The following is a 20,484-nucleotide window of genomic DNA, read 5'->3' on the forward strand; positions in this document are numbered from 1 at the left end:
ACTCGGCTCAACCGACGGGGTCGTCGGGAATGATCTCGGCCCCCAGTTCCTCGGCGAGGAGCTTGGCGGCCAGCTCGTCGGCGTTCTCCACGCTCTGATCGTCCTCTGCGATCTCGGGTTCGGGGTCGGGGTCCGGGGGCGTGGGTGGCGTCGGTTCGGGCCGGCGACGCGGCTGCCTGGGTTCCGGCGGGGGTTCCTGCCGCAGACCCTCGCGTTCCGGGGGTGGAGGCGCGGCCTGCTGCTCCGGCTGGGCCGGGCGTTCGTTGGTGCCGGACATCACGGCCTGGACGCGCACTTCGACGCCTATGACCGCAATGATGGCCTGGATCAGCAGGTCCACCACCCCGGAGGAGGAGAAGTTCTCCCTGGCCCCGGCATCACTGAAACCGAGCAGCAGCTGTCCATCGGTGACGTCCAGCACCTGTGCGTGCTTGCTGAGCATCATGTGGGCGAAACGGCGGCGGCGTTTGACGTCCTCCAGGACGGTGGGCCACACCTGCCGCAGCTCCGGTGTGGTCAGGGTGCGCCCGCTCTGGGCCGGTCGCGGCACCTCCGGCGCAGGCTGTGGGGGACGTTGGGGGGCGGGGGTCTGTGCACCTGCGGGTGGCGCCCCAGCCGGACGACGCTGCGGCCTGCCGGCCTGAGGCTGCCGGGGCGGCTGTGTGGGCTCCGGCTGCGACCGCTCCTGTTTGTGCGGCGCGGCGGGTTCGAATCGCGGGGCCTGCTGCTCGGGTCGGGGGGCCTGGTCGGGACGCGGATCCGAGGTGGGCTGCCGGGCCGCCCTCTGCCGCTCCTGCTGCGGTGGCGCCTGTTGAGGGCGTTGCTCCTGCGGCGTCGGCGCGGGTGCCCCGTCGCCGATCATTCCAACCCGTCGCTCCAACCGATCCATCCGGGCATGGAGACCGCGTTCGTCGGTGTCAGCACCGGGCAGCAGCACCCGGGCACACATCAGCTCCAGGTGCAGGCGGGGCGCGGTGGTGCCGCGCATGGCCGTCAGACCGTCGGCGATCACCTCAGCGGCACGGGTCAGCTCCCCCGCCCCCATGCCCGCGACCTGCGTGGCGAGGCGCTGCGCCTGGTCCGAGGAAACCTCCAGCATGCCGTTCTCGGCGGCCTGCGGCACCGCGGCGAGGATCACCAGGTCACGCAACCGCCGCAGCAGGTCCTCGGCGAACCGGCGGGGATCCTGACCGATCTCGATGATCTTGTCGATGCTGCGGAACACCCCTGCCGCGTCCCCCGCGGCGAAGGCGTCGACGATCTCGTCCAGCAGCGCATCCGGGGTGAATCCGAGAAGCGCCGCCGCCTGGTCGTGGGAGACACCCTCCGGACCGGCGCCGCCGAGCAGCTGATCCAGCACCGACAGGGAATCCCGCACCGATCCACCCCCCGCGCGCACCACCAGTGGCAGGGCCGACGGCTCCACCACCACCCCCTCCGTGGCGCAGATCCCGGACAGGTATTCACCGAGCAGACGCGGCGGCACCAGACGGAACGGGTAGTGGTGGGTACGCGACCGGATGGTGCCGATGACCTTTTCCGGTTCCGTGGTGGCGAAGACGAATTTCGCATGCGGCGGGGGTTCCTCGACGAGCTTCAGCAGCGCGTTGAAACCCGCGGTGGTGACCATGTGGGCCTCGTCGACGATGTAGATCTTGTAGCGACTGTGCACCGGGGCGAAGAAGGCGCGCTCCCTCAGGTCTCGGGCGTCCTCGACACCGCCGTGGCTGGCAGCGTCGATCTCGATCACGTCAATGCTGCCCGGCCCACCGCGCGCCAAATCCTGACAGGAACGGCACACCCCGCAGGGCGTGGACGTGGGGCCCTGCTCGCAGTTCAGGCAGCGCGCCAGGATGCGGGCAGAGGTGGTTTTGCCGCAACCACGCGGCCCGGAAAACAGGTAGGCGTGGTTGACGCGGTTGTTGTCCAGGGCCCGCATGAGGGGCACGGTGACGTGATCCTGGCCGATCACCTCGGCGAACGAATCCGGGCGGTAGCGCCGGTAGAGCGCCAACGGCGGGGGTGCGACCTCGGGACGCGCTTCCCGGTGGCCCGCGACCGACTGCGATGACGCCGCAGGGACGAAGGCCGCCGGTTTCTCATCCCCGGGCTCGTCGAAGAGGCCCGGCCCATCCTGTTCGAAGGCGGGCTCGCCGAGATATCCCTCGTCCAGGGGCGCGTACTCGTCCTCGGGTTCGCCGTCGTACTCGTCTTCCACGCGCTCAACTGTATTGGAGGCCACCGGCACTTTCCCGTCAGCCACGTTTCTCCCCCAGGATCGGCGAACCGGATCGTGGGCCCCGGCGAACAGTCCGTGTCGGAACCATCCGACGGCCAAGCAGCAGGCCCGGCCTGCGAGAGGACGAGGCCCCACCCTGGGGATCTCCTCAACCCATTACGTTATTCAATAACAGTTAGCTGCTAACATATGAGGGTGAGATCCGTCCCCACCCGAACCCGGGCCAGGCTCCGGGAGGCCGCCTTGGACCTGTTCCACCGACACGGCTACGCCCAAACCTCCGTCACGCAGATCGCGAGAGCCGCGGGGGTTTCCCACATGACCTTCTTCCGACACTTCCCCACCAAGGAGTCCGTGGTCGTCGGCGACCTGTTCGACCCCCTCATCGCGACCGCGGCCGCCGCCCAGCCCGAAGAACTCCCGCCCCTGGAACGCGCCGTGCGCGGATTGCTCGCCGCCCTCGACGACCCCGCCGCCGAGGCCGAGCTGGGCTCACAGGAATTCCGGGAACGCATCGAGCTGATCGCCACCACCGACTCGCTACGGTCGGCAGCATGGGCCTCCGGGCAGGCCACCCGGGACGCGATCCGCGAAGCGTTGACGACGCAGGACACCAGGCCTCGCGAGGCCTGCGTGGCAGCGGGGGCCGTGATCGGTGCCGCGACGTCCTTACTCCTGGCCTGGGCGGATGAACCGGCGGACGAACCGGCGATCCAGGTCCTGCGGGAGGGTCTGAAGCTCCTGCTGGGAGAGACGCGGTGAGTCCCGCGCTGGCACTCCGGGGCATCACCCGCGACCTGCGAGGCCGACGGGTTCTCGACAACCTGGATCTGGTCATCAACCCCGGCGAGTGCCTGGCACTGGTGGGCCTGAACGGCGCCGGGAAGACGACCGCCCTGCGCATCGCCCTGGGCATGCTGCGGCCCGGATCCGGGAGCGCCGAGGTCCTGGGGCACGACGCCCGGACCTCCGGCGGTGAACCGTGGGGCGCGGTCGGGCACCTGCTGGAGCTCCCGTTCTCCTATCCCGAGCTGACGGCCCGGCAGAACATCCTCGCCTCCGTCGCACTGCACGGCCACGATCCCCGGCACGTCGCGGATCACATCACCGGACTCGCCGATCTTCTCGGACTGGGCGACTGGCTGGACGTCCCGGCACGTCGCCTGTCGCTGGGTACCCGGCAGAAGGTCGGGTTGGTGGCGGCCATGGCCCACCGACCCCGGTTGCTGGTCCTCGACGAACCGACGAACGCCCTCGACCCGCTGGCTACCGCCGGGCTGCGCGGGATCATCGCGGATCTGACCCGTGACGGCGTGGCCGTTCTGGTGACGAGCCACCACTTCGACGAGCTGGCGCGGATCGCACATCGCGTCGACGTGCTGCACGCCGGTCGCGTCATCGACTCCCTCACCCCCACGGGACCCGATCTGGAGGCCAGGTTCTTCCGGACCGTGCTGGCCGCCGAAGAGCACAAGGAGAAGGAGAGGAAACGATGATCCCCGGCCACGTGGTGGGCATCGAGGCCCGGAAACTCACACGGTCGGCCGTGACCCGGGTGGCGACGGCGACGGCACTGATCCTGGCGCCTGCCACCTCCGCGGGCGGATATGCGGCCGCGACGCTGGCCCCCGACACCCAGGTGGGCACGAAGGCGGCCGGGCTCATGACCACCGTAGGCTGGTCCGGTTTGACGGGGCTGGCGGCCATGGGAACCGGGGTCACCGTCCTGCTCGCCGCCGGGATCGTCGCGTCCTGGCTGGTGGGCCGGGAGTTCACCGATGGCACCGTGGTGGGTCTGTTCGCTCTCCCTGTCGGCCCGGGCGCGATCGCTCTGGCGAAACTGCTCGTCATCACCGCATGGTCCGCGGCGCTGGCCGTCGCATCCGGTGCACTGACGGCCCTGGCGGGCATCTGCCTGGGCCTGCCCGTCACCGGGGCTGCGGGCTGCGCAGGAACCATCACCCTGATCGGTGTACTCCTCGGGGCTGGTGCGCTGCCCATGGCATGGTTCGCGACCCTCGGACGCGGCTACCTGGCGGGGATCGCGGCCGCCCTGGGGATCGTGATCGTCACCAACCTGGCCATCGGTCTCGGCATCGGGGATCTCATCCCGTGGGCGACTCCCGTCCTGTGGGCCACCTCGGGCGGCAACACACCGCCCCTCGCCCTACTGCTCCCACTGGCGGCGGGCTTTGCAGGAACCATCCTCACGACGCGGTCCTGGGGTCGACTGGAGCTGGGAAATCGCTGACAATCCCGCGGCAGAAGAAAAGGCCCCTCGCGCACCCGGAAGAGCTCACTTACCCTTGCTGCCTTCCGACCCTGGGGGAATTGGGCGAGATACCGCCGCACGAGGAACCGAACATGAGTGTACATGAGACAGAACCTTGGCGACGACCTCACGGACGCGCCCCACCGTTTCGCGCCGACCGAGCCGGTACGCGAAACGCACCTCGACCGACGCGACCGGGGTGATCTCGGGTCGATCAGTTCCGAGGGCAGCACACCCTCTAAGCTCCTATCGTCGCCGTTTGAGGGGTTCTGCCATGAATGCCGTTGTCGCCGCCGTTCTCGTGATGCTGATTCTCGCCACCTTCCGAGTACACGTCGTGCTGTCGCTGTTCCTGGGAGCGCTAGTGGGTGGCCTGCTCTCCGGGATCGGCCTGGAGGCGACGATGGTCGCCTTCCAGGAAGGCCTGGCCGGTGGTGCACGCATCGCCCTGTCCTACGCGCTGCTCGGGGCCTTCGCCATGGCCGTCGCCCACTCCGGATTGACGCAGCTGCTCGCCGATTCCCTCATCCGCCGACTCGACGGCCAAACCTCCGGGCAGAAAACCGCCTTCTGGGTGAAGTGGGGCATGCTCGCGGGTATCGCCGCAATGGCCGTGATGAGCCAGAACCTGATCCCCGTGCACATCGCGTTCATTCCGCTGCTGATCCCGCCGCTGCTGGCGATCATGACCCAGCTGCGACTCGACCGTCGCGCCGTGGCCTGCAGCATCACCTTCGGTCTGGTCACCACCTACATGTACCTGCCACTCGGATTCGGGAAGATCTTCCTGGAGGACATCCTGCTGGGCAACATCGCAAAGGCTGGGCTCAACGTCGAGGGCGTCAACGTGATGGTGGCGATGGGCATTCCCGCGCTGGGCATGATCACGGGCCTGCTGATCGCGATCCTGGTGACCTACCGCAAACCCCGCGACTACGACCCCGACGCGAAGGTCGACATCGCCGCCCCCGCGAAGGTGAGCACACCGAAGGTGATCGTCGCCGTGGTCGCGATTGGTGCTAGCTTCGTCATCCAGTCCTGGCTGACGATCACCGATTCCAAGGCCGACCCGCTCCTCGTCGGCGCCCTGGTGGGCCTGTTCGTTTTCATCGCGACGGGCGTGGTGCGACGCTTGGAGGCCGATGAGGTGTTCACCTCCGGGATGCGCATGATGGCGTTGATCGGTTTCATCATGATCACCGCGCAGGGTTTCGCATCTGTGATGAAGGCCTCCGGACAAGTCGAACCCCTCGTCCAGGCCACCGCCGGGCTGTTCGGCGACAACAAGGCGATGGCGGCCTTCGCGATGCTCCTGGTCGGCCTGCTCGTGACCATGGGCATCGGGTCGTCGTTCTCCACCCTGCCGATCATCACCGCGATTTACGTCCCGCTGTGCATGGCGCTGGGTTTCTCGCCCCTGGCCACCGTCTCCATCATCGGCACGGCGGGCGCGCTGGGTGACGCGGGGTCCCCCGCCTCCGACTCGACCCTCGGCCCCACCGCGGGCCTGAACGCCGACGGCCAGCACGACCACATGCGCGACACCGTCATCCCCACCTTCCTGCACTTCAACCTGCCGCTGCTGGCCGCGGGCTGGGTGGCTGCCATGGTGCTCTGAGAGGATTCGCATCCGGCGGCACCACGCCCCGGCAGGCCTGCGTCGCAAGATCTCGGATGACCCGGTTCCTACCGCCGAAACCAGCCGAGTTTGCCCAGTCCCGGGTCCTCGGGTAGGGTTCCCCGCGGAGGATTCGCCTAGAGGCCTATGGCGCTCGCTTGGAAAGCGGGTTGGGTTCACGCCCTCACGAGTTCGAATCTCGTATCCTCCGCCACAAAGAGTAAGAGCGGCTTTGACTAGGGGGTTTACCTCTGGTCAGGGTCGTTTTTGCACATTTTAGCCCCCCTTGTTAACCCCCCATTGGTCCGGCAGACGATGGAGGTCCAGGTTTTGGGGGGTGAAACCTGCCTCCAGAGACTTGGGCATCAGCGGCCCTGTGTGCGACGCAGAGCCGCCATCAGAGCTGCCGCCTGGGATTCCTCGGGAGAGCGCCTCTCGGGGACTTCAGCGGCCTCTTGAAGGCTCGCTTCCTTGGTCAGAGCGGAACCGACAGCGGGCGCGGAGAATTGAGGAGCTGGAGCAGCTTGGTGAGCAGAGCCAGTGCCAGGGTGGCGTTGAATCAGCTCGGAGATGTCTCTGTCTGTCAGATGTGCGAAGCGCACCTTCACAGGCTCACCGTCCGCCCCCAAGGTGAACCCAATGCCTGCGGTGCGGTAGCCATTAGCTATGTTTGCTGGAGCAATCGTAGTTGAGTTGAAACCCCTCTTGGCTGCATCTGGCCCCAGGAACAGGTCGTTGTAGTAGGAAGAAGGCTGCCTGAGAACCACGGGATTGCCGATGTTTGGCCGCATCCATCCCAAGACAGCCTTGTCTGCGTTCTGGGTGGCTCCTACGATGAGGATGTTGAGAGACCGCCCCATCGCCATGATTTTTGTGAGTTGATTCAGGGTGGCAGTCTCACGATTGGTCTGCAAGTCTCCAATCAGGCTAAGCATCTCGTCAATGACCAGGAAGACCATGGGATGGGTCTTCGAGGGGGTCATGCTCCGTCCCAGCTCCCCTTTGGAGAGGTCGATGGGGTTGGCCTTGGAGCGCTTGTCGAGGATGCCTGCAACGTGCCCGATGAGCTGCACGGCATCTTCCATCGAGTACACCACTTCTTTAAACAGCCATGAGTCTTCATAAGGCCTAAGCTCAGACCGTTTTGGGTCAATCCCGTAGAACTCTGAAATTCCCTGCTCCACAAACTCTGCTTGTTGGAAGATTAGGCAGTTCAGCGGCGAGGATTTCCCGCTTCCTGTGGTACCCAGAACCAAGGTGTGATGGGTAGGTAGGCTGAAAGGCTCCCCACACTCTTCCAGCGCCATGGGTAGAGATAACGGATTCTTTGGAGGATTAGCCCTGAGGAAGTCAACCCCGATTTTGGTCTGCATCAAGGTGTCGATAGGTGCCGTTCGGTGAGCCGCATAAGCTACTCCTCGACCCCCTCGGTGACCCGGAATAGGGTTGAGTTCCACCAGGTCCAGCTGAGATGATATCTTCCCTTCGATGCGGGCTACTTCCTCAGCCCCGTGTCCATGCAGGTCAATCGAAATCTGGAAGTGCTGCGAATCATCTCCGCCTCCATATCGGGGCTCCAGCGGCACCACTGTGATGCAGCGGGCCACCTCTCGAACCTGTGCATGAGCATCTAATTTCTTTCCCCTGGCCGCGCCGCGATTGGCCTTGATGCTGGCCTTGACCGCGCGGGGATAAGGACTGAGCCAGGCTGCCCCGAAGCTCATGACGCCCTTCGCCTTCTCTTCTTCCGTCAGCTCCTTCAGGAAGTTGCTGGCCGGGGCGAACAGCTCCCGAAGGCCCGAGTTGGCCAGAAGCATGCTCTGGGCTTTGAAGAGAGGTCTGCTCTGCATGGCAAACCAAGTCCCGGGATTGATGGTCCTGCGTCCCGCAAAGTTCCTCCAGCGGGCGGCCGCCTTGATGACCAGAGGCACCAAGATACGGATGGCAAGGATGGCCCCGGTAAGTGAGATGCCGATGGCCCAGAGGCTCGCGCCAATGTAAGCGTCGTAGAGCGAGTAGAGCTTATCCATTATGATGTTCCTCCAATCTGGTGCGGCTTGTCATGCGAGTTTGATGCGGCGATTGTCGCTGTAGGGGGTCCCATCCCGATGCTTCAGGGGCAAGATTAAAAGCTTCCCCGTGTTGATGAGGCCGAGATTTCCACTGATATCCACCTTCTTGAGTAGTGTGGGAATCTGGGTGCCGATGGTGAAATAGATTGCCCTACCGTAGGTCAGCCCTTCCTTCAGTTCGGCAGCCAAGGTGGCCAAGATGGCTTCATACTCCTTCCAGTTCTTCTTGCTTAGCTCCACTTCAATTAAGAGATTTTGAGAGCGAACCCCGCCCGCTGGCGCTGGCACCCTTGCGGCCAAGTCAGGCTGGTGCACCGCCTTCCTGATGCTCCCCTCGCGCTGCTTGAAACCCAAGGTCCAAAGCATGGGCTCAGCATCCACAACATCCTCGTAGACCAAGGTCCCTTGGGCCACCTGCTCAAATCGCGCCTTCATGGTGGCAGCGCGAAGGGGGCCGAATTCGCTCGGTTCACCCCTTTTCTTGGCCTCCCTCAGAGCTGATTTTACCGGCTCGAAGGCATTGCGCATTTCCTTTTCAGAAATGAGCGCATCCAGACTTAGGGGTGCAATCCCTAGCAGGTTCTTGAAGAAGCCAGCGGGGCTGTAGAGTTGGGCAGCCACTTGAGCAATAGCGGAAAGATGAGCTGCTCGGGTCTTGGCGACCCCCCGGAGCGTTTGCATGGCGCCAGTTTCGTACCCCTTGGAGCCCAGGGTTTCGATACCTTCGGTAGTGATGGAGAAATAGTTCTCCTGGGCTGCGGGGTCTCTGTGCCAGGTGAGCATCCCCATGCGCCTCAGCTTCTTCAAAGTCGCTTCCACACCTCCAATTGCCCTAAGGACACCAGCCTCATAGAAGGGGTTGGCCTGGCGCACCTGGAGCATACTCATCGCTTCCAATGTGGCTCCAGGAAACTTGGCCAGGAAGGCCATGAGTTCTAGGTTTCCAGGGGAGATTTCTGGTTGGCGACGGTTCTTGGATATGATTCGTCTGCTATGTGCAGCTTCTTTTTCAGGTAATTTCAGTAGTGTTGAGACCGGCTTTATCAAATCCATCTCTTCCGGAGAATCGTCTAGCAGTTCGGCCAATAAGTCGGTTGGTTCGAGCATGATTGCCTCCAATCTGACACTGAGGGGTGTTCCCGTTTTCTATATCGCCACACTTTCCCCTATCCCCCTCCCTATCCTCTTCTAATTCCCGCCTACTCCTACCCCAGAACATTATTATGAGCTGTTTTGCCTCGTAGATAAGAGGGTTTTTTGGCGACGGAAAAGCGAAAGATGTTCTGCTTAGACAAAGTCTTCAGCAGAACCCACGTAATCCTTCCTTGGATTCCCTCCAATGGCCCAGCAGTTGGCCGCCAAGAATGACCCAAGTATGACGACAGCGCGTCCAGTGTCGATGGCCCTGTGGGCATTGCGTCTACGCCCGAGGTTTTCAGGTCTCCTCTCCCTGCCGCCTCACCCTCCCAACCCTCACCACGACTAGAGCCATTTAGATATTCATACCAATGCTTTCCCGCCAGGACGCATTGACCCCCAGAGGAATCGACTTCTCCGGGGGTCATTTTTATTGTTCAGATATTAGTAGCGACTCCGGCGGACGAGAGAATGTTGAAAGCAGCAAAGAATGAATAGAGCGCCAGGGTCAACCCCCGGGCGCTTTTTGGGCGCCACCAGGTTTCGGGCCATCCGCGTGTTAGGGCCTTCGGGCAGATGGACGCTGGCAGTGGGGCACAGATATCTCTGTCTCAGGCATTCCCAAGATTGACCAAGCGGTGAACCATGGCACCGTCTCGGACTAGACCATGATGGCAGGGTATAAAAGATGCTCACTTCGGTGAGTGGGTCCTAATTCCCTACGGATGCCAAGCATGGCATTCAGGTCGAGGGATACCTGGACCCTTCCCTATGGGGCCGCACTTGACTTGGATGCGGACATATTTGGAACGCTAACCAGCACTTAGGGAAATCGCGGGTACCGGAGGCCCAGGGAATCTCTGGGGTGTCGTCAGGAGGGTGGGCGGCCATCCAAGTCCCTCACTTCAGGGTGGGGTCATAGATACCTCTATGTCTTCTTTCCTTCTGCACCCACGTCTCCCTAGTCTTGGTGTGCGCTCATCTACTCTCGTGCCGAATGAGTTCTATCGTGAGGGATAGAGCATATTGGAATTAGGAGAACTTCCAGTTCTGCCTGCGCACGTAGTCAAGAAACGTTATTGTGGAGACATTGAATTCGGCAGCCACGTTAGGAATCTTTTGGTTATGGTCAGCAGTTCCAGGGCCCTTCTTAGTCTCCTCGGTCACGATAGTCGCTCTTTCCGCCTTCGCGTGCGCAATGATAAATGGGTCTGCCTCATTTACCTGGCCTTGTACCCATCCGGGGTGCGCTGATGCAATCTCCGCGACTGTCATGAGCTCGACGTCAGTTACTGGGCAGACAAACCCGGGAAGATTCTTTGCCCAGGTGTGGAGTTCGTCGCCGCCTCGGTGCACCTCGCGAAGGATTGCCTCACATATACAGCTATTTCCTGCTGCGACCGCACCTTCCAGTCGGTCCCACATAGCTGGGAAGATGTCTCGTGGATAGCGTCGAACGAGGCCGACAAGGATGTTTGTATCCAGGGTGAATTTCACCGCGCGCCGCCGGTACGGTAGTATTCTTGCAGCATTTGCTCGACAGTTGGAAGTCGCGCGTTTAGGAGATACGTGGCGTCAACAAGGTCGACCCGCCCGTCTTCAAGAGCTCCTGCAACAACGCCAATAAAGGTGCTTCCCAGGTCTCTGTAGCGAAGCTTCCATTGGGGCACGAAACCACTCTTCTTCTTGGTCGTTTCCCGCGCACGCTCCCAAGCATCATCGCTGGCCATTCTGACTTCCTCTAGGCTCGCGTCATCGATGAGCCCGAATCGGCGAAGTCTCACCGCCACGGCCAAAGTGCTCACGCGGAAATGTGCGGCAAGTTCTTCGATAAACGCTTTGACATCGGCATAATCACGCGCAAGCGTCAGGAACTCGTCGCGAGGCATCAGGAACTCAGCGGCGAAGTTGTTAGCCAGGGCTTCTTCAAAGACCCTGTCCTGTAGAGTGCATAGGCCGCTAGTACGATTTATCAGGTGCGCGACCTCATGGAACAATGTAAAGGTTTTCCCTGCTGGGCTGTCGGCTCCGTTAACCACAATTACAGGCAGATGCTCATGGTGTAAGGAAAACCCTCGAAAGCTTGTAAGAGAGATTCCCGTCGTCTGCAAGACTAGAAGGCCATGAGTTTCTAGAAGCAACCTCCAGTCGCTGAACACAGACGCGTTTGGGCCAGACTTAGGCACATAGTTCTGAGTCAGTCCCAGCTCTTCTCGAAACTCCCTTGCTTGGCTGGCGAGGTTATCCCAACGAATCGGCCCCACTGGAAGACGGAGTACCTGCCTGTCGGCGAGTTCGAGCATAGCGTTGCGGTGCTGTTCAGCTCTGCGCATCTCTTTGGCCAAGTCGGATGTCAAAGTCTCGCCTGGGCGGCCACGAAAGTCGGCTGTCGCAGGCACATCCGGAACACTTGGAGGCGGCGCGAAGAAGAATCCTAGGGCACGGTCCAGCTTCTTTGCCATGAGCGTGAGCTGTCGAAACGTTGGAAGCGCGTCCCCACCCTCGAAGTCCACGATGCGCTCGGGCTTCACGTTCAGTGCCCTTGCTAGGTCCGATACGCTCACCTGGCCAACTTGTCTTGCCCACTTGAGGGCAACCGGGTTGATAGGCGCCCTGGCCGCCATCCTGCTACCCTCCATCCTCCGTCGGCTCTGCCCATCTTAGAGCAAGACACCGACCCTTCTGAGTCGAGGGGTGACCATCGAGCTTAGATGGGTTGCCCGGAGCCCATCTGGCGTCCGCACTTCGCCCGTCCAGTTGGTCTCTACCGCAGCTGCGAGTCGTCTCTTTTCTCATGACCTTGCGAGACAGCGCGCGTTTGTGTTGACCAAGGTGGAGGTTCCAGTCTCGGCGCGAGAGAAGCCGTCTCATATCCCCGTCTCAACAGATATTGATTCCAACTCGTGAGACGCACGGGTATTTGAGACAGGAGATTAGTGATGGCGATTCTTGGCTACGCGAGGGTTTCGACGTCCACCCAAGCCCGTGAGGGCTATTCGTTACAGGACCAAAAAGACCGCCTGAAGACAGCTGGAGCTACGAGAGTGTTTGATGATGCCCTGAGTGGCAAGGACCGTCAGAAGCCCGGATTGGAGGCTTTGTTGGGACATCTGCGCCCCGATGATGTCGTACTCTTAGTGAAGCTTGACAGACTGGGACGCTCGCTGTCCGACCTCTCAAGTTTATTGAGGGAAATTGAGGAAACTGGGGCGACTCTCCGAACCTTGGACGGCTTGGACACCGGCACGGCTCAAGGGAGACTGCTCTTTGGGGTCCTAGCTAGCATTGCAGAGTTTGAGAGGGAGATGATTCTGGAGCGGACAGCTATCGGCCGAGCCAGAGCTGCGGAGCTTGGGAAGACTGGGGGCAGACCGAGCGTCGTCAATGAGGCGCTGGTTCGCAGAGCAGCAGAGTTGCATGGCAATCCCTCCCTTACTGCGGGTGAGGCTGCCCGTGCTCTGGGGGTATCCCGAGCAACCTTCTATCGTCTGCTCAGGGCGTCTGGTGGCAAGCCAAATGATTGCCCCTTTGACTCCAGATGAGTGGCAGTGGAGTCCTTGGGTCCTGTGCCCAGGCCTGGACAATGCTGGGATGCTGGCTGCTCTTTTGCCGTGCAGATACTGAGGGGGCTTCTCCAGAGGAGGCCGAGCTGCCCCATGGCCTTACCCACCTCCGCCCTCCGTGATGCCGCCTGGCCGGACCATGCAGCCAGCCCAAAACCCCTGAAAGAACCTGGGGTTCTGGACCGGTTGTCACTGAGTGCAGGTCAGCGTTTGCGGTTCTGGTGGTGTTCCTTGTCCTTGTCCAAGCAGATGGTGATGCCGGTGCCGTCCATGCCTAAGATGTGCCATCGGGCGCCCCTAGTCAGCTCGCTGAAGTCTTTGAGAAACCTCAGTCCAGCTTCCCCGTAGAGCACCCAAGGAAACATCAAAGTTACCTCTGGTCTTCTTAGGTCCCCGGAGTTGCCGCCTTCAAGCTGCCCGGGGTCACACGGGATGGCCCTGGCCACCGCCGACCTAACCTCTTCCATCCAAACCATGACGCGGGCTTCGGCCTTACCAGCAGATATCCCCATGCCCCAGGCGAAGACCACCAAGACCAAGGTAATGAAGATGGTGGGGGTGGTGGCCCTGGTGGCTCCGGTGATGATGGCCAAGACCCAAGCCGCTCCTGCGCCGATAGCCCAAACTTTGCCTGAGGTTGTCTGCCTTGCCGCCAGGATGGCCCTGGGAAGGATGCTGAAAGCAGATACAGGAGTGAAGGTAACCCACTTCATAGTGGAGGCCGCCAGGGTGAAGCCCCAGAAGAGCGTGAAGAAGACCCAGCCGGGAAGGAAGGAACCGTTCTGGGTTGCGAGTTGCATGGCCACCGCCACCACCAGCCCGAGGAGCGCGAAGAGGATGAAAAAGAGGGCTACTAGCCGCCTCGTTCCCCGTCGCGGGTCCTCTCCGGTGGCTATGCCCGCCGCCAAACCGCCTGCGAATGCTCCCAATGACATGACTATCCCTTCAAGTATTGCCGCTTTAGAGCGGCATCCACGCTAGGATAGCACATGCTTGCCGCCCTAGAGCGGTAGAACGTGCCGCTTCAAGGCGTCAGACTTAGGGGATGCCTACTTCGCTCCCCTTGGATACCGAAACGTTGAGGAGAGTCATGGGGTTCCGGGAGCAGATGGGGAGGCGAATCCGCGAGAGACGGCTAGCGCTGGGGCTGAGCCAGGAGAGTCTCGCAGCAGCGGCGGGCTGGGGTCGCCATCACTTGTCGAGGGTCGAGCTGGGTCAGGTCTCCACCGCTGCCGAGCGGCTAATCACCATGGCCGAAGCGCTGGGCTGCTCCATCCACGAACTCGTGCCGGACCTCCCTGACCTTGAGGAGCGCACAGAGAGCGATTCTGAGTCTTCCTGAGCCCTGCCCCTGATGTTCTGCCTAGGATGAGCACTTTTTGAGAAATCTTCTCAGAAACTGCGAAAGTGACCCTGAATGGGGCCGGTAGAACCTGCCGCATCCCGGGGTGTTCCAGGATGCGATTTCAGGTATCGGGCTGGGGTGGCTACTTGCCCCTCGGGAAGTAGTTCAAAGCATCAATACCCTGCTTCTGATGCCACTCGACGGAACTCTGATTCAAAGGCCAGATTGAGGCTAGGTTGATGGGCTCATTCAAGTGCTCAACTCGGAATGCTTCTGGCATCCAGAGCTGGTTCATGGCATGTACTGCTCGAGCATGGGGTGTGGCATCCCTTGGCAGGGCATAGTCGGTTTCCCGGTCAGCCCTCCAAAGACTCCAAAGCGGTGCCATGCCCGCGTAATCTGCCAGCGCATCCGGGAGGGGCTCCTGAGGTGGCTCTGCGGGCCTGCCGAAAATGGCTCCGAGGAACTCCATCGCTTCCTTCTTTTGGCCTGCGCTCGGGTGGGTGTAGACCGCTTGGAGCGTGTTTCGCCTGTCGACCGCGTGACCCGTAATGGCCGAAATCACAACCGCCGGGAAGTTTCGACGGCCCAGCTCGGTGGCGCAGACATGTCGCAAGTCGTGTTCCCGCACCTGCTCGCCATCTCCATATTTTTCCAAGAGGCGCTTCCAGGCGGCATTAACATTCTGGCGGCGGAGCGGTCCCCCCTTGCTGCTGGCGTAAAGGTAGGTGCTCTGCTCAAATAGCGGGGAAAACATCGCCCCAGATGGCCCCATGTTCGGCCGGTCCCAGCGCTGAGCATGGGCTTCCATCTTCCGCCGAAGCTCCCCAATGGTTCCGGCTTGCTCAGCCAGCTTCACGAGGTGGATAGCCCGCCGGAGATAGAGGGCATCCAAGTGAGGTGCTGACACCATCGGAAGGGGGAGTCTCCTGGGCTCAGAGTTCTTCTTGAGGGGCTGCAAGCTGAGGTCCTCAGCCAACTGCCTGTCAACCGTAATGACTGGCTGCGGTAGGCGGTTCTTCCCATGGCGCAACGCGGTCGCAATGGAGCAGTGACGGATGGCCAGTCTCTCCGAGGTTCTGAGGCCAAACCCCAGCAGAAAGCTTGTCAAGTAGGCCTTATAGGGGATTTCCTGCATCAGCAGGGTGATGAATCGCGCCGCCCCTTCCCTGGCCGCGAACTGCGCTCCAACGGCTTTGGACAGCTTCTTGGTGCGCTCGATGGACGCCATGGGGTCGATGACCAGCTTCCCTTCGGCCAACTGCTTGTGGAAGGCCTGCGCCAGGAGCCCTTCTATCGTGGTTAGCGGGGTGGTCCCAAGGAGAAGAGTACCGTCCTTCCCCTTCTTTGCCCGCAGTTGGTCGAGAAACCTTTCGATGTCTTTAGGGGAAATGGCATCCATCGGCATCTTGGCCAAGGCGCTAGGCATGATGTGGTTTCGGAGCAAACCCCGGTAGCGGGGGTACGTACCCCCGCTGAGCTTGCCAGCCTTGTGCCGGGTCTCGATGAGGGACTCCACGGCCTCTCCAAGGGGCTTCAGTACGCCCTGAGGTGTCGCGGAGTCCTTTGGTGCCAGAAGAACATCGATGAAGGAGGCTCCCAGCGCTGCCTCGGCACTGGCCCGCAGCTTGGCGGCTTCCTCCTGCTGACCAAGAGCCTCCAGCTTGAGCACCAACCGGGCCACAGCCATGGGGATGGTGGTGCCCTTGGCCTTGACCCTCGACCCCCCAGTGCCTCCGGGCCAGCTCACTGCTCGAAAACTCCGCGTTCCTTGGGAAGTTTTTGGGCGTTCGATGGTGCAGGATAGCCCCCAGCTGCTCTTCCTTGGCATGGGACCATGGTAGACCCTGTTAGCCCCCTTTGTTAACCCCCCTACTGCCCATTACCCGATTCTCATAGTTCTCAAATATCCTTGTCAAAGCAGGTTCACGCCCTCACGAGTTCGAATCTCGTATCCTCCGCCACAAGAATCACATCTTCCCGAGCCCCGGTGTCCACACCGGGGCTCGGTCTTTCCCGGAGAACCTCCCGCCCTACCCAGGTTCACCGGCCTTCCCGCGACCCACCGACCCATCCGACGCAAACACCAGCCTTGAGTTCGTCCGCTGACCTTCCTGCGTAAACACCAGCCTTACGGCCATCCGCCAGCGCTACAGCGCAAACGTCCGACCACAAGACAAGCGCTCGGCACTTAGACAGGCGCTCGGCGTCACCCGTGTCCCTTGGACCACCCCGGACGATCCGCGACTGCCAGAGCCGCAGGCACCATGGCCGCCACCACGTCATCCAGCCAGGCAGGCATCGGCCCAGTCCCCGCACCGAGGAAAGGACGCACCAGCCCGTAGGTAGTCTGCTGGACCGCGATCCGTACCAGTTCGAGGGGCTCCAGGGACCCAAAACGCCGCCGGGTCAACTCCCCCATCACCGCAAAGACCTCATCGTTGAGCCCCCGGACCGCCTCCCGCAAGTCGTCGGGACAGGCGGCGAGCTCACCATCTCCGGTCTCCAGGCGCGCCATCACGTCCTCGTGTCGGGAAAGCGTCAAGGCCCTGGCCTCACCGGGCTGCTCGCGGCAGTAACGGGGAATGGCAACGGCAGCCGCGGTGAGCGCCTCCCCGGGATCCCGGGACGACCCGGCGGCAGCCAGGAAGTCAACCTGGAATCGCCTGATGCTGCGCACCCACAACGCCAGCAACAACACCTCCCGGTTCGCGAACCGGTAGTAGAGCGACCCGACCCCACCCCCCACAGCAGCCGCAATATCAGCGGTGGTGGCCGCCTTCCCATCCCGCGCAACAACCACGAGAGCAGCATCCAGCAGCGCGTCTTCACTGAACTTCGGCGGCCTTCCCACGGCAGCAAGCGTACCCACCCCCTGCTAGTTTTTGAGCATGAAATCAAAAAAATTCCCTCTGGTGGGCTGGAGTCTCGTGCTCATCGGAATCATTCACAATCTCTTCGGCGTCATCGCCGGATGGCGGCTTCTGGTCGACGCGACGAACGCAGGCCTGATGGGGGTCTGGGACACCCCACCCTCCAGAGGCCTGATTTTCTGGTTCCTGGTGACGGGATTCGCGTTGATCGCCATCGGCCTGCTCGCCGCGCAACTGGAACGCTCGGGGGTGGCCATCGCCTGGTCCTTCATCGTGTTCTTCGGCCTGTTGACGCTGACCGGGGTGGTTCTCATGCCGGCCTCGGGCTTCTGGTTGCTGCTGTTCCCCGTCGCAGCATCGATCCTTCGCCGCACCCGCCACTACCCCCAAGAGAACACCCAGCCCTGACACAAAACCCCGACACCGTTCACTGACTAACGCATGCCATTGCCCACTCACCCCATTAGGATGTCGACCAAGGAGGCGAGATGGCGACTGAGGAGAACCTGGCACAACAGAGGCAACTCTACGGAGAACCGCTCGCCGACATCACAGGGCGCGTTCGGAACAGCCTGAACCTGACGCAGGCAGGCCTGGCGCAGATCCTGGGCCTGTCCGCCCCCATGATGTCCCAACTGCTGTCGGGCCAGCGCGCCAAGATCGGCAACCCGGCTGTTCTCGGGCGCCTGCAGGCCCTCGTGGAGCTGTCCCGGCAGGCCGCAACCCTGACGGCGACGCAACGCACGGAACGCCTCAAGGAGATCCAGGAAGCCACGCCCACGATCTCCACATCCCTGAACCCTGCCGTCCGAGAGCTGCACAACGCGGCACCGCCGGAGGAACTGCTGCGACTCGCAGAATTCACCACGTCCCCCGAGCTGACGCGCCTGCTGAGGATTGCGGCACGGCATGGGTGAAGTTTTCGGAGGACGATATGAGCTGATCGACCTGCTCGGCGAGGGCGGCATGGGCGCGGTGTGGCGCGCCCGCGACCTGAAGCTGAACCGGATCGTCGCCGCCAAGGTGCTACGCCAGTCGGACGCATCGGCTCTGCTGCGCTTCGTCCGGGAGCAGGGACTCCGGGTGAACCACCCCAACGTGATCGCCCCACTCGGGTGGATCGGCGAGGACAACCAGGTACTGTTCACCATGCGCATCGTCGCCGGAGGCTCACTGGCGACACTGATCGGCGACCACGGCGCCCTGCCTCCCCGCTTCGCCGCCGAGATCCTGCGACAGCTCCTGGCCGGCCTCCAAGCGGTTCACGCCGCCCACTTGGTGCACCGAGATGTCAAACCGGCGAACATCCTCCTCGATGCCACCGGATCAGATCGCCCCCACGCCTATCTCACCGACTTCGGGATCGCTGTCGATCTCACCGGGCCGCGCCTCACCGAGACCGGCCTGGTTCACGGCACTCCCGGCTACCTGGCCCCTGAGCTACAGAATTTCGGGGATGTGACCCCCGCGGTGGACATGTTTGCGGCCGGCATGGTGGGCGCCGCAATGCTCACGGGAGCTCGCCCTCGCGACCTCGGCATCGACTCCACCACCCCCACTCCCGAGGGAATACCCGAGAGCCTCTGGTCCCTGATCCGCGACCTCATCAACCCCGACGCCGAAGCACGTCCGTGCATGACAGAGGCCCTGCACCGCCTGGAGACCCCTGAACTGGCGTGGCAGGACGGCGCCGCCGAGTACGTCGAGGTGTTCCATCAACTCGAACCCCTGGACCCCACAAGCCCACACACCTCGTCACAGGGCTTCGAACATTCGGGAACGCTGCTGTCCCCATACGTCACCTCCTTCCCGACGCCTTCCTCCTCTCAATTTCCGCAGCGGACGCCCACCACCGACCGCATCCCGCGGCCGACCCCTCCGACCGGCCAGCTCCAGCAGGCGCACCCCGGATACGCCCAGTTCCGCAGCCCTCACACCTCCACGGCCCTACAGGCCCAGCCCTCCGTCACCCCTCTCCACACCCAATCACCACAATCACTGCCAATGCTTGCTCAGGCCGAAAGCCCCGCCCCGCGGCGAAAAGGCAGAGGAAAACGCCACACCTCCGACTGGGTGCTGTTCGCAGCCTCCGTGGTGGCCTTCATCGCTGGCGTCGTCTTGTTGGTGTTCTGGTACGTGATCTAGGACAGCGCCACCCAAGCGAGGACCGAGAACGGGCAACGACTCTCCCCCGGCGATCGGTCGGGACCGCCGCCACCCCGCATCACGGGTTCGGGTGGCTTCAGCCTCTCCGCCGCAACAGCACGGAGGCCACAGCTCCGCCACTGAGCACGACAATCGCACCGCCGCCCCCGAAGAACGCCAAGGACTTGACGTCGACCGATGCGGTGGCTTGATCCGACCAGGCCCATCCTGGGTCCCCCGCGACCCCATCGGCCTGCTCACGCCCCGGCTCCAGCTCCGGGGCATCAGCCGGGGTTCCCTCACCCCGTACCGCGGTGTCCGCGACCGTGTACCCATGCACCGTTTCGGACCCGAGCTGCTGAAGACTCGCTTCCAGCGAATCGGCGTCCTTCGCGTCGTAATAGCTGCCACCGCCCGCTTCAGCCATACAGGACAGTTGCTGACGCACCTTGTCGCCCACACCGAAACCGACGATGTCGATCTGAGGACTCACGCCGTCCGCAACGAGGTCCCGCACCTCCCCACAGGGATCCGACGAACAGGTCTCCTCCCCGTCCGAAACGAGGATGATACGCCGCTTGCCACTGTCTCCCAGGTCCTTGGCACCTTCCTTCAGCGCATACACGATGGGCGTGCTGCTACCACGGGGATGAAACTGGTTAACCGCATTGGTCAGGACCGCTTTGTCCAGAGCCCCAACAGGATGGGCCAGCCGGGAATCTGCACAGGAACCCGATGTGCTATTCACGTCGACATCCGCCCCGTACACCCTGAGCCCGACCTCGACATCCGAGGACGCGGTGTCGAAAGCGTGAACGAGAGCATTCTTGGCGGCATCCATTTTGGTTTCACCAGACGGGTCCACGTCCTCCATCGACCCCGAGGAGTCCAGCATCAGCAACACCTTGGGCGCGACGTCATCCCCGCGCACAGCAGACATCAGGAAGCCACACACGGCAACCAGCAACAGGGCCCCGCAGGCCGCCGCCAGGCGGTGGTATCGGTTCATTGGCACACCTCCCATGTCTTTGCAACTGCGAACTTAAGCTTCGCTGCCGCAAATGTCAAGCCTCCGGGAGCGGCGCGTCAGCACCCGCAGGAGGTCACCGCCGGTCCACCATCCTCGACGAACCGCGAAGAACACCACAAACTCCACATAGATGAAAACGTGCACATCTCTTGTTCACCAGTCATCGACTTTTCAACGCCTCGGAACATTT

General features: G+C 62.5%; 18 protein-coding genes, 1 tRNA gene and 1 other RNA gene. 10 read left to right on the top strand and 10 right to left on the bottom strand.

Annotated elements, in window-relative coordinates; translation table 11 throughout:
* Positions 1–7 precede the first annotated feature (7 nt).
* Complete coding sequence (locus tag V7R84_RS11485; RefSeq protein WP_412728057.1) at positions 8–2,263, bottom strand: DNA polymerase III subunit gamma and tau; 2,256 nt, start codon at positions 2,261–2,263, stop codon at positions 8–10.
* Between the two features lie 171 nt (positions 2,264–2,434).
* Between V7R84_RS11485 and V7R84_RS11490 the strand changes: the two genes are divergently transcribed.
* Genes V7R84_RS11490 through V7R84_RS11500 form a run of 3 tightly spaced genes read left to right on the top strand, consistent with a single transcriptional unit; the run spans position 2,435 to position 4,490 of the window.
* Positions 2,435–3,001, top strand: coding sequence for a TetR/AcrR family transcriptional regulator (locus V7R84_RS11490; protein WP_338569131.1), 567 nt, complete (start codon positions 2,435–2,437; stop codon positions 2,999–3,001).
* Positions 2,998–3,735, top strand: coding sequence for an ABC transporter ATP-binding protein (locus V7R84_RS11495; RefSeq protein WP_338569134.1), 738 nt, complete (start codon positions 2,998–3,000; stop codon positions 3,733–3,735). The genes V7R84_RS11490 and V7R84_RS11495 overlap by 4 nt, the downstream gene beginning before the upstream one ends.
* Positions 3,732–4,490, top strand: a complete 759-nt coding sequence (locus V7R84_RS11500) for an ABC transporter permease (protein WP_338569136.1) — start codon at positions 3,732–3,734, stop codon at positions 4,488–4,490. The genes V7R84_RS11495 and V7R84_RS11500 overlap by 4 nt, the downstream gene beginning before the upstream one ends.
* A gap of 15 nt (positions 4,491–4,505) precedes the next feature.
* On the opposite strand, the gene ffs is transcribed toward V7R84_RS11500, so the two are convergent.
* An RNA gene (gene ffs, locus V7R84_RS11505) (signal recognition particle sRNA small type) lies at positions 4,506–4,602 on the bottom strand.
* A 183-nt stretch (positions 4,603–4,785) separates the two neighbouring features.
* Between ffs and V7R84_RS11510 the strand changes: the two genes are divergently transcribed.
* A complete protein-coding gene (locus tag V7R84_RS11510) occupies positions 4,786–6,129 on the top strand; it encodes a Na+/H+ antiporter family protein (protein WP_338569139.1) in 1,344 nt (447 codons plus the stop codon).
* 126 nt (positions 6,130–6,255) lie between these two features.
* Positions 6,256–6,343, top strand: a tRNA-Ser gene (locus tag V7R84_RS11515).
* A 151-nt stretch (positions 6,344–6,494) separates the two neighbouring features.
* On the opposite strand, the gene V7R84_RS11520 is transcribed toward V7R84_RS11515, so the two are convergent.
* The 4 genes from V7R84_RS11520 to V7R84_RS11535 all read right to left on the bottom strand — a co-directional run bounded on the left by V7R84_RS11520 (position 6,495) and on the right by V7R84_RS11535 (position 11,977).
* The gene (locus V7R84_RS11520) at positions 6,495–8,159 is read right to left on the bottom strand and encodes an FtsK/SpoIIIE domain-containing protein (protein ID WP_338569142.1); all 1,665 of its coding nucleotides are present in this window, start codon (positions 8,157–8,159) and stop codon (positions 6,495–6,497) included.
* A gap of 30 nt (positions 8,160–8,189) precedes the next feature.
* Entirely contained in the window at positions 8,190–9,308 is a 1,119-nt protein-coding gene (locus V7R84_RS11525; protein ID WP_338569145.1) for a hypothetical protein, read from the bottom strand.
* A gap of 1,062 nt (positions 9,309–10,370) precedes the next feature.
* The gene (locus tag V7R84_RS11530; protein ID WP_338569147.1) at positions 10,371–10,835 is read right to left on the bottom strand and encodes a DUF4411 family protein; all 465 of its coding nucleotides are present in this window, start codon (positions 10,833–10,835) and stop codon (positions 10,371–10,373) included.
* The gene (locus V7R84_RS11535; RefSeq protein ID WP_338569150.1) at positions 10,832–11,977 is read right to left on the bottom strand and encodes an ImmA/IrrE family metallo-endopeptidase; all 1,146 of its coding nucleotides are present in this window, start codon (positions 11,975–11,977) and stop codon (positions 10,832–10,834) included. Before V7R84_RS11535 ends, V7R84_RS11530 begins: the two co-directional genes overlap by 4 nt.
* A 300-nt stretch (positions 11,978–12,277) precedes the next feature.
* Between V7R84_RS11535 and V7R84_RS11540 the strand changes: the two genes are divergently transcribed.
* Positions 12,278–12,880, top strand: a complete 603-nt coding sequence (locus tag V7R84_RS11540) for a recombinase family protein (RefSeq protein ID WP_338569153.1) — start codon at positions 12,278–12,280, stop codon at positions 12,878–12,880.
* 224 nt (positions 12,881–13,104) lie between these two features.
* Here the strand turns inward: V7R84_RS11540 and V7R84_RS11545 are convergent, their stop codons facing one another.
* Complete coding sequence (locus V7R84_RS11545) at positions 13,105–13,836, bottom strand: hypothetical protein (RefSeq protein ID WP_338569155.1); 732 nt, start codon at positions 13,834–13,836, stop codon at positions 13,105–13,107.
* A gap of 110 nt (positions 13,837–13,946) precedes the next feature.
* On the opposite strand from V7R84_RS11545, the gene V7R84_RS11550 reads away from it, so the two are divergent.
* Complete coding sequence (locus tag V7R84_RS11550) at positions 13,947–14,243, top strand: helix-turn-helix transcriptional regulator (protein WP_338569157.1); 297 nt, start codon at positions 13,947–13,949, stop codon at positions 14,241–14,243.
* A gap of 145 nt (positions 14,244–14,388) precedes the next feature.
* On the opposite strand, the gene V7R84_RS11555 is transcribed toward V7R84_RS11550, so the two are convergent.
* Complete coding sequence (locus tag V7R84_RS11555) at positions 14,389–15,936, bottom strand: tyrosine-type recombinase/integrase (protein ID WP_338569160.1); 1,548 nt, start codon at positions 15,934–15,936, stop codon at positions 14,389–14,391.
* A 519-nt stretch (positions 15,937–16,455) separates the two neighbouring features.
* The gene (locus V7R84_RS11560; RefSeq protein WP_338569162.1) at positions 16,456–17,100 is read right to left on the bottom strand and encodes a TetR/AcrR family transcriptional regulator; all 645 of its coding nucleotides are present in this window, start codon (positions 17,098–17,100) and stop codon (positions 16,456–16,458) included.
* A 37-nt stretch (positions 17,101–17,137) separates the two neighbouring features.
* On the opposite strand from V7R84_RS11560, the gene V7R84_RS11565 reads away from it, so the two are divergent.
* From V7R84_RS11565 to V7R84_RS11575, 3 genes are all read left to right on the top strand, one after another.
* Complete coding sequence (locus V7R84_RS11565) at positions 17,138–17,527, top strand: DUF6463 family protein (RefSeq protein WP_338569164.1); 390 nt, start codon at positions 17,138–17,140, stop codon at positions 17,525–17,527.
* 80 nt (positions 17,528–17,607) lie between these two features.
* Positions 17,608–18,036 carry a DNA-binding protein gene (locus V7R84_RS11570; RefSeq protein ID WP_338569165.1) on the top strand — a complete coding sequence of 143 codons (429 nt, stop codon included), beginning with the start codon at positions 17,608–17,610 and terminating at the stop codon, positions 18,034–18,036.
* Complete coding sequence (locus V7R84_RS11575; protein WP_338569167.1) at positions 18,029–19,264, top strand: protein kinase domain-containing protein; 1,236 nt, start codon at positions 18,029–18,031, stop codon at positions 19,262–19,264. Before V7R84_RS11570 ends, V7R84_RS11575 begins: the two co-directional genes overlap by 8 nt.
* A 97-nt stretch (positions 19,265–19,361) precedes the next feature.
* Here the strand turns inward: V7R84_RS11575 and V7R84_RS11580 are convergent, their stop codons facing one another.
* Positions 19,362–20,273 carry a VWA domain-containing protein gene (locus tag V7R84_RS11580; protein WP_338569170.1) on the bottom strand — a complete coding sequence of 304 codons (912 nt, stop codon included), beginning with the start codon at positions 20,271–20,273 and terminating at the stop codon, positions 19,362–19,364.
* Positions 20,274–20,484: the final 211 nt, after the last annotated feature.

Source organism: Arachnia propionica (assembly GCF_037055325.1).
Lineage (GTDB): Bacteria > Actinomycetota > Actinomycetes > Propionibacteriales > Propionibacteriaceae > Arachnia.

Excerpts from the sequence above, each read along its gene's own strand:
- V7R84_RS11500 (WP_338569136.1), top strand. The coding sequence starts at position 3,732 with ATGATCCCCGGCCACGTGGTGGGCATCGAGGCCCGGAAACTCACACGG.
- V7R84_RS11510 (WP_338569139.1), top strand. The coding sequence starts at position 4,786 with ATGAATGCCGTTGTCGCCGCCGTTCTCGTGATGCTGATTCTCGCCACC.
- V7R84_RS11520 (WP_338569142.1), bottom strand. The coding sequence starts at position 8,159 with ATGGATAAGCTCTACTCGCTCTACGACGCTTACATTGGCGCGAGCCTC.
- V7R84_RS11525 (WP_338569145.1), bottom strand. The coding sequence starts at position 9,308 with ATGCTCGAACCAACCGACTTATTGGCCGAACTGCTAGACGATTCTCCG.
- V7R84_RS11535 (WP_338569150.1), bottom strand. The coding sequence starts at position 11,977 with ATGGAGGGTAGCAGGATGGCGGCCAGGGCGCCTATCAACCCGGTTGCC.
- V7R84_RS11540 (WP_338569153.1), top strand. The coding sequence starts at position 12,278 with ATGGCGATTCTTGGCTACGCGAGGGTTTCGACGTCCACCCAAGCCCGT.
- V7R84_RS11545 (WP_338569155.1), bottom strand. The coding sequence starts at position 13,836 with ATGTCATTGGGAGCATTCGCAGGCGGTTTGGCGGCGGGCATAGCCACC.
- V7R84_RS11550 (WP_338569157.1), top strand. The coding sequence starts at position 13,947 with ATGCCTACTTCGCTCCCCTTGGATACCGAAACGTTGAGGAGAGTCATG.
- V7R84_RS11555 (WP_338569160.1), bottom strand. The coding sequence starts at position 15,936 with ATGGCTGTGGCCCGGTTGGTGCTCAAGCTGGAGGCTCTTGGTCAGCAG.
- V7R84_RS11565 (WP_338569164.1), top strand. The coding sequence starts at position 17,138 with ATGAAATCAAAAAAATTCCCTCTGGTGGGCTGGAGTCTCGTGCTCATC.
- V7R84_RS11570 (WP_338569165.1), top strand. The coding sequence starts at position 17,608 with ATGGCGACTGAGGAGAACCTGGCACAACAGAGGCAACTCTACGGAGAA.
- V7R84_RS11575 (WP_338569167.1), top strand. The coding sequence starts at position 18,029 with ATGGGTGAAGTTTTCGGAGGACGATATGAGCTGATCGACCTGCTCGGC.
- V7R84_RS11580 (WP_338569170.1), bottom strand. The coding sequence starts at position 20,273 with ATGAACCGATACCACCGCCTGGCGGCGGCCTGCGGGGCCCTGTTGCTG.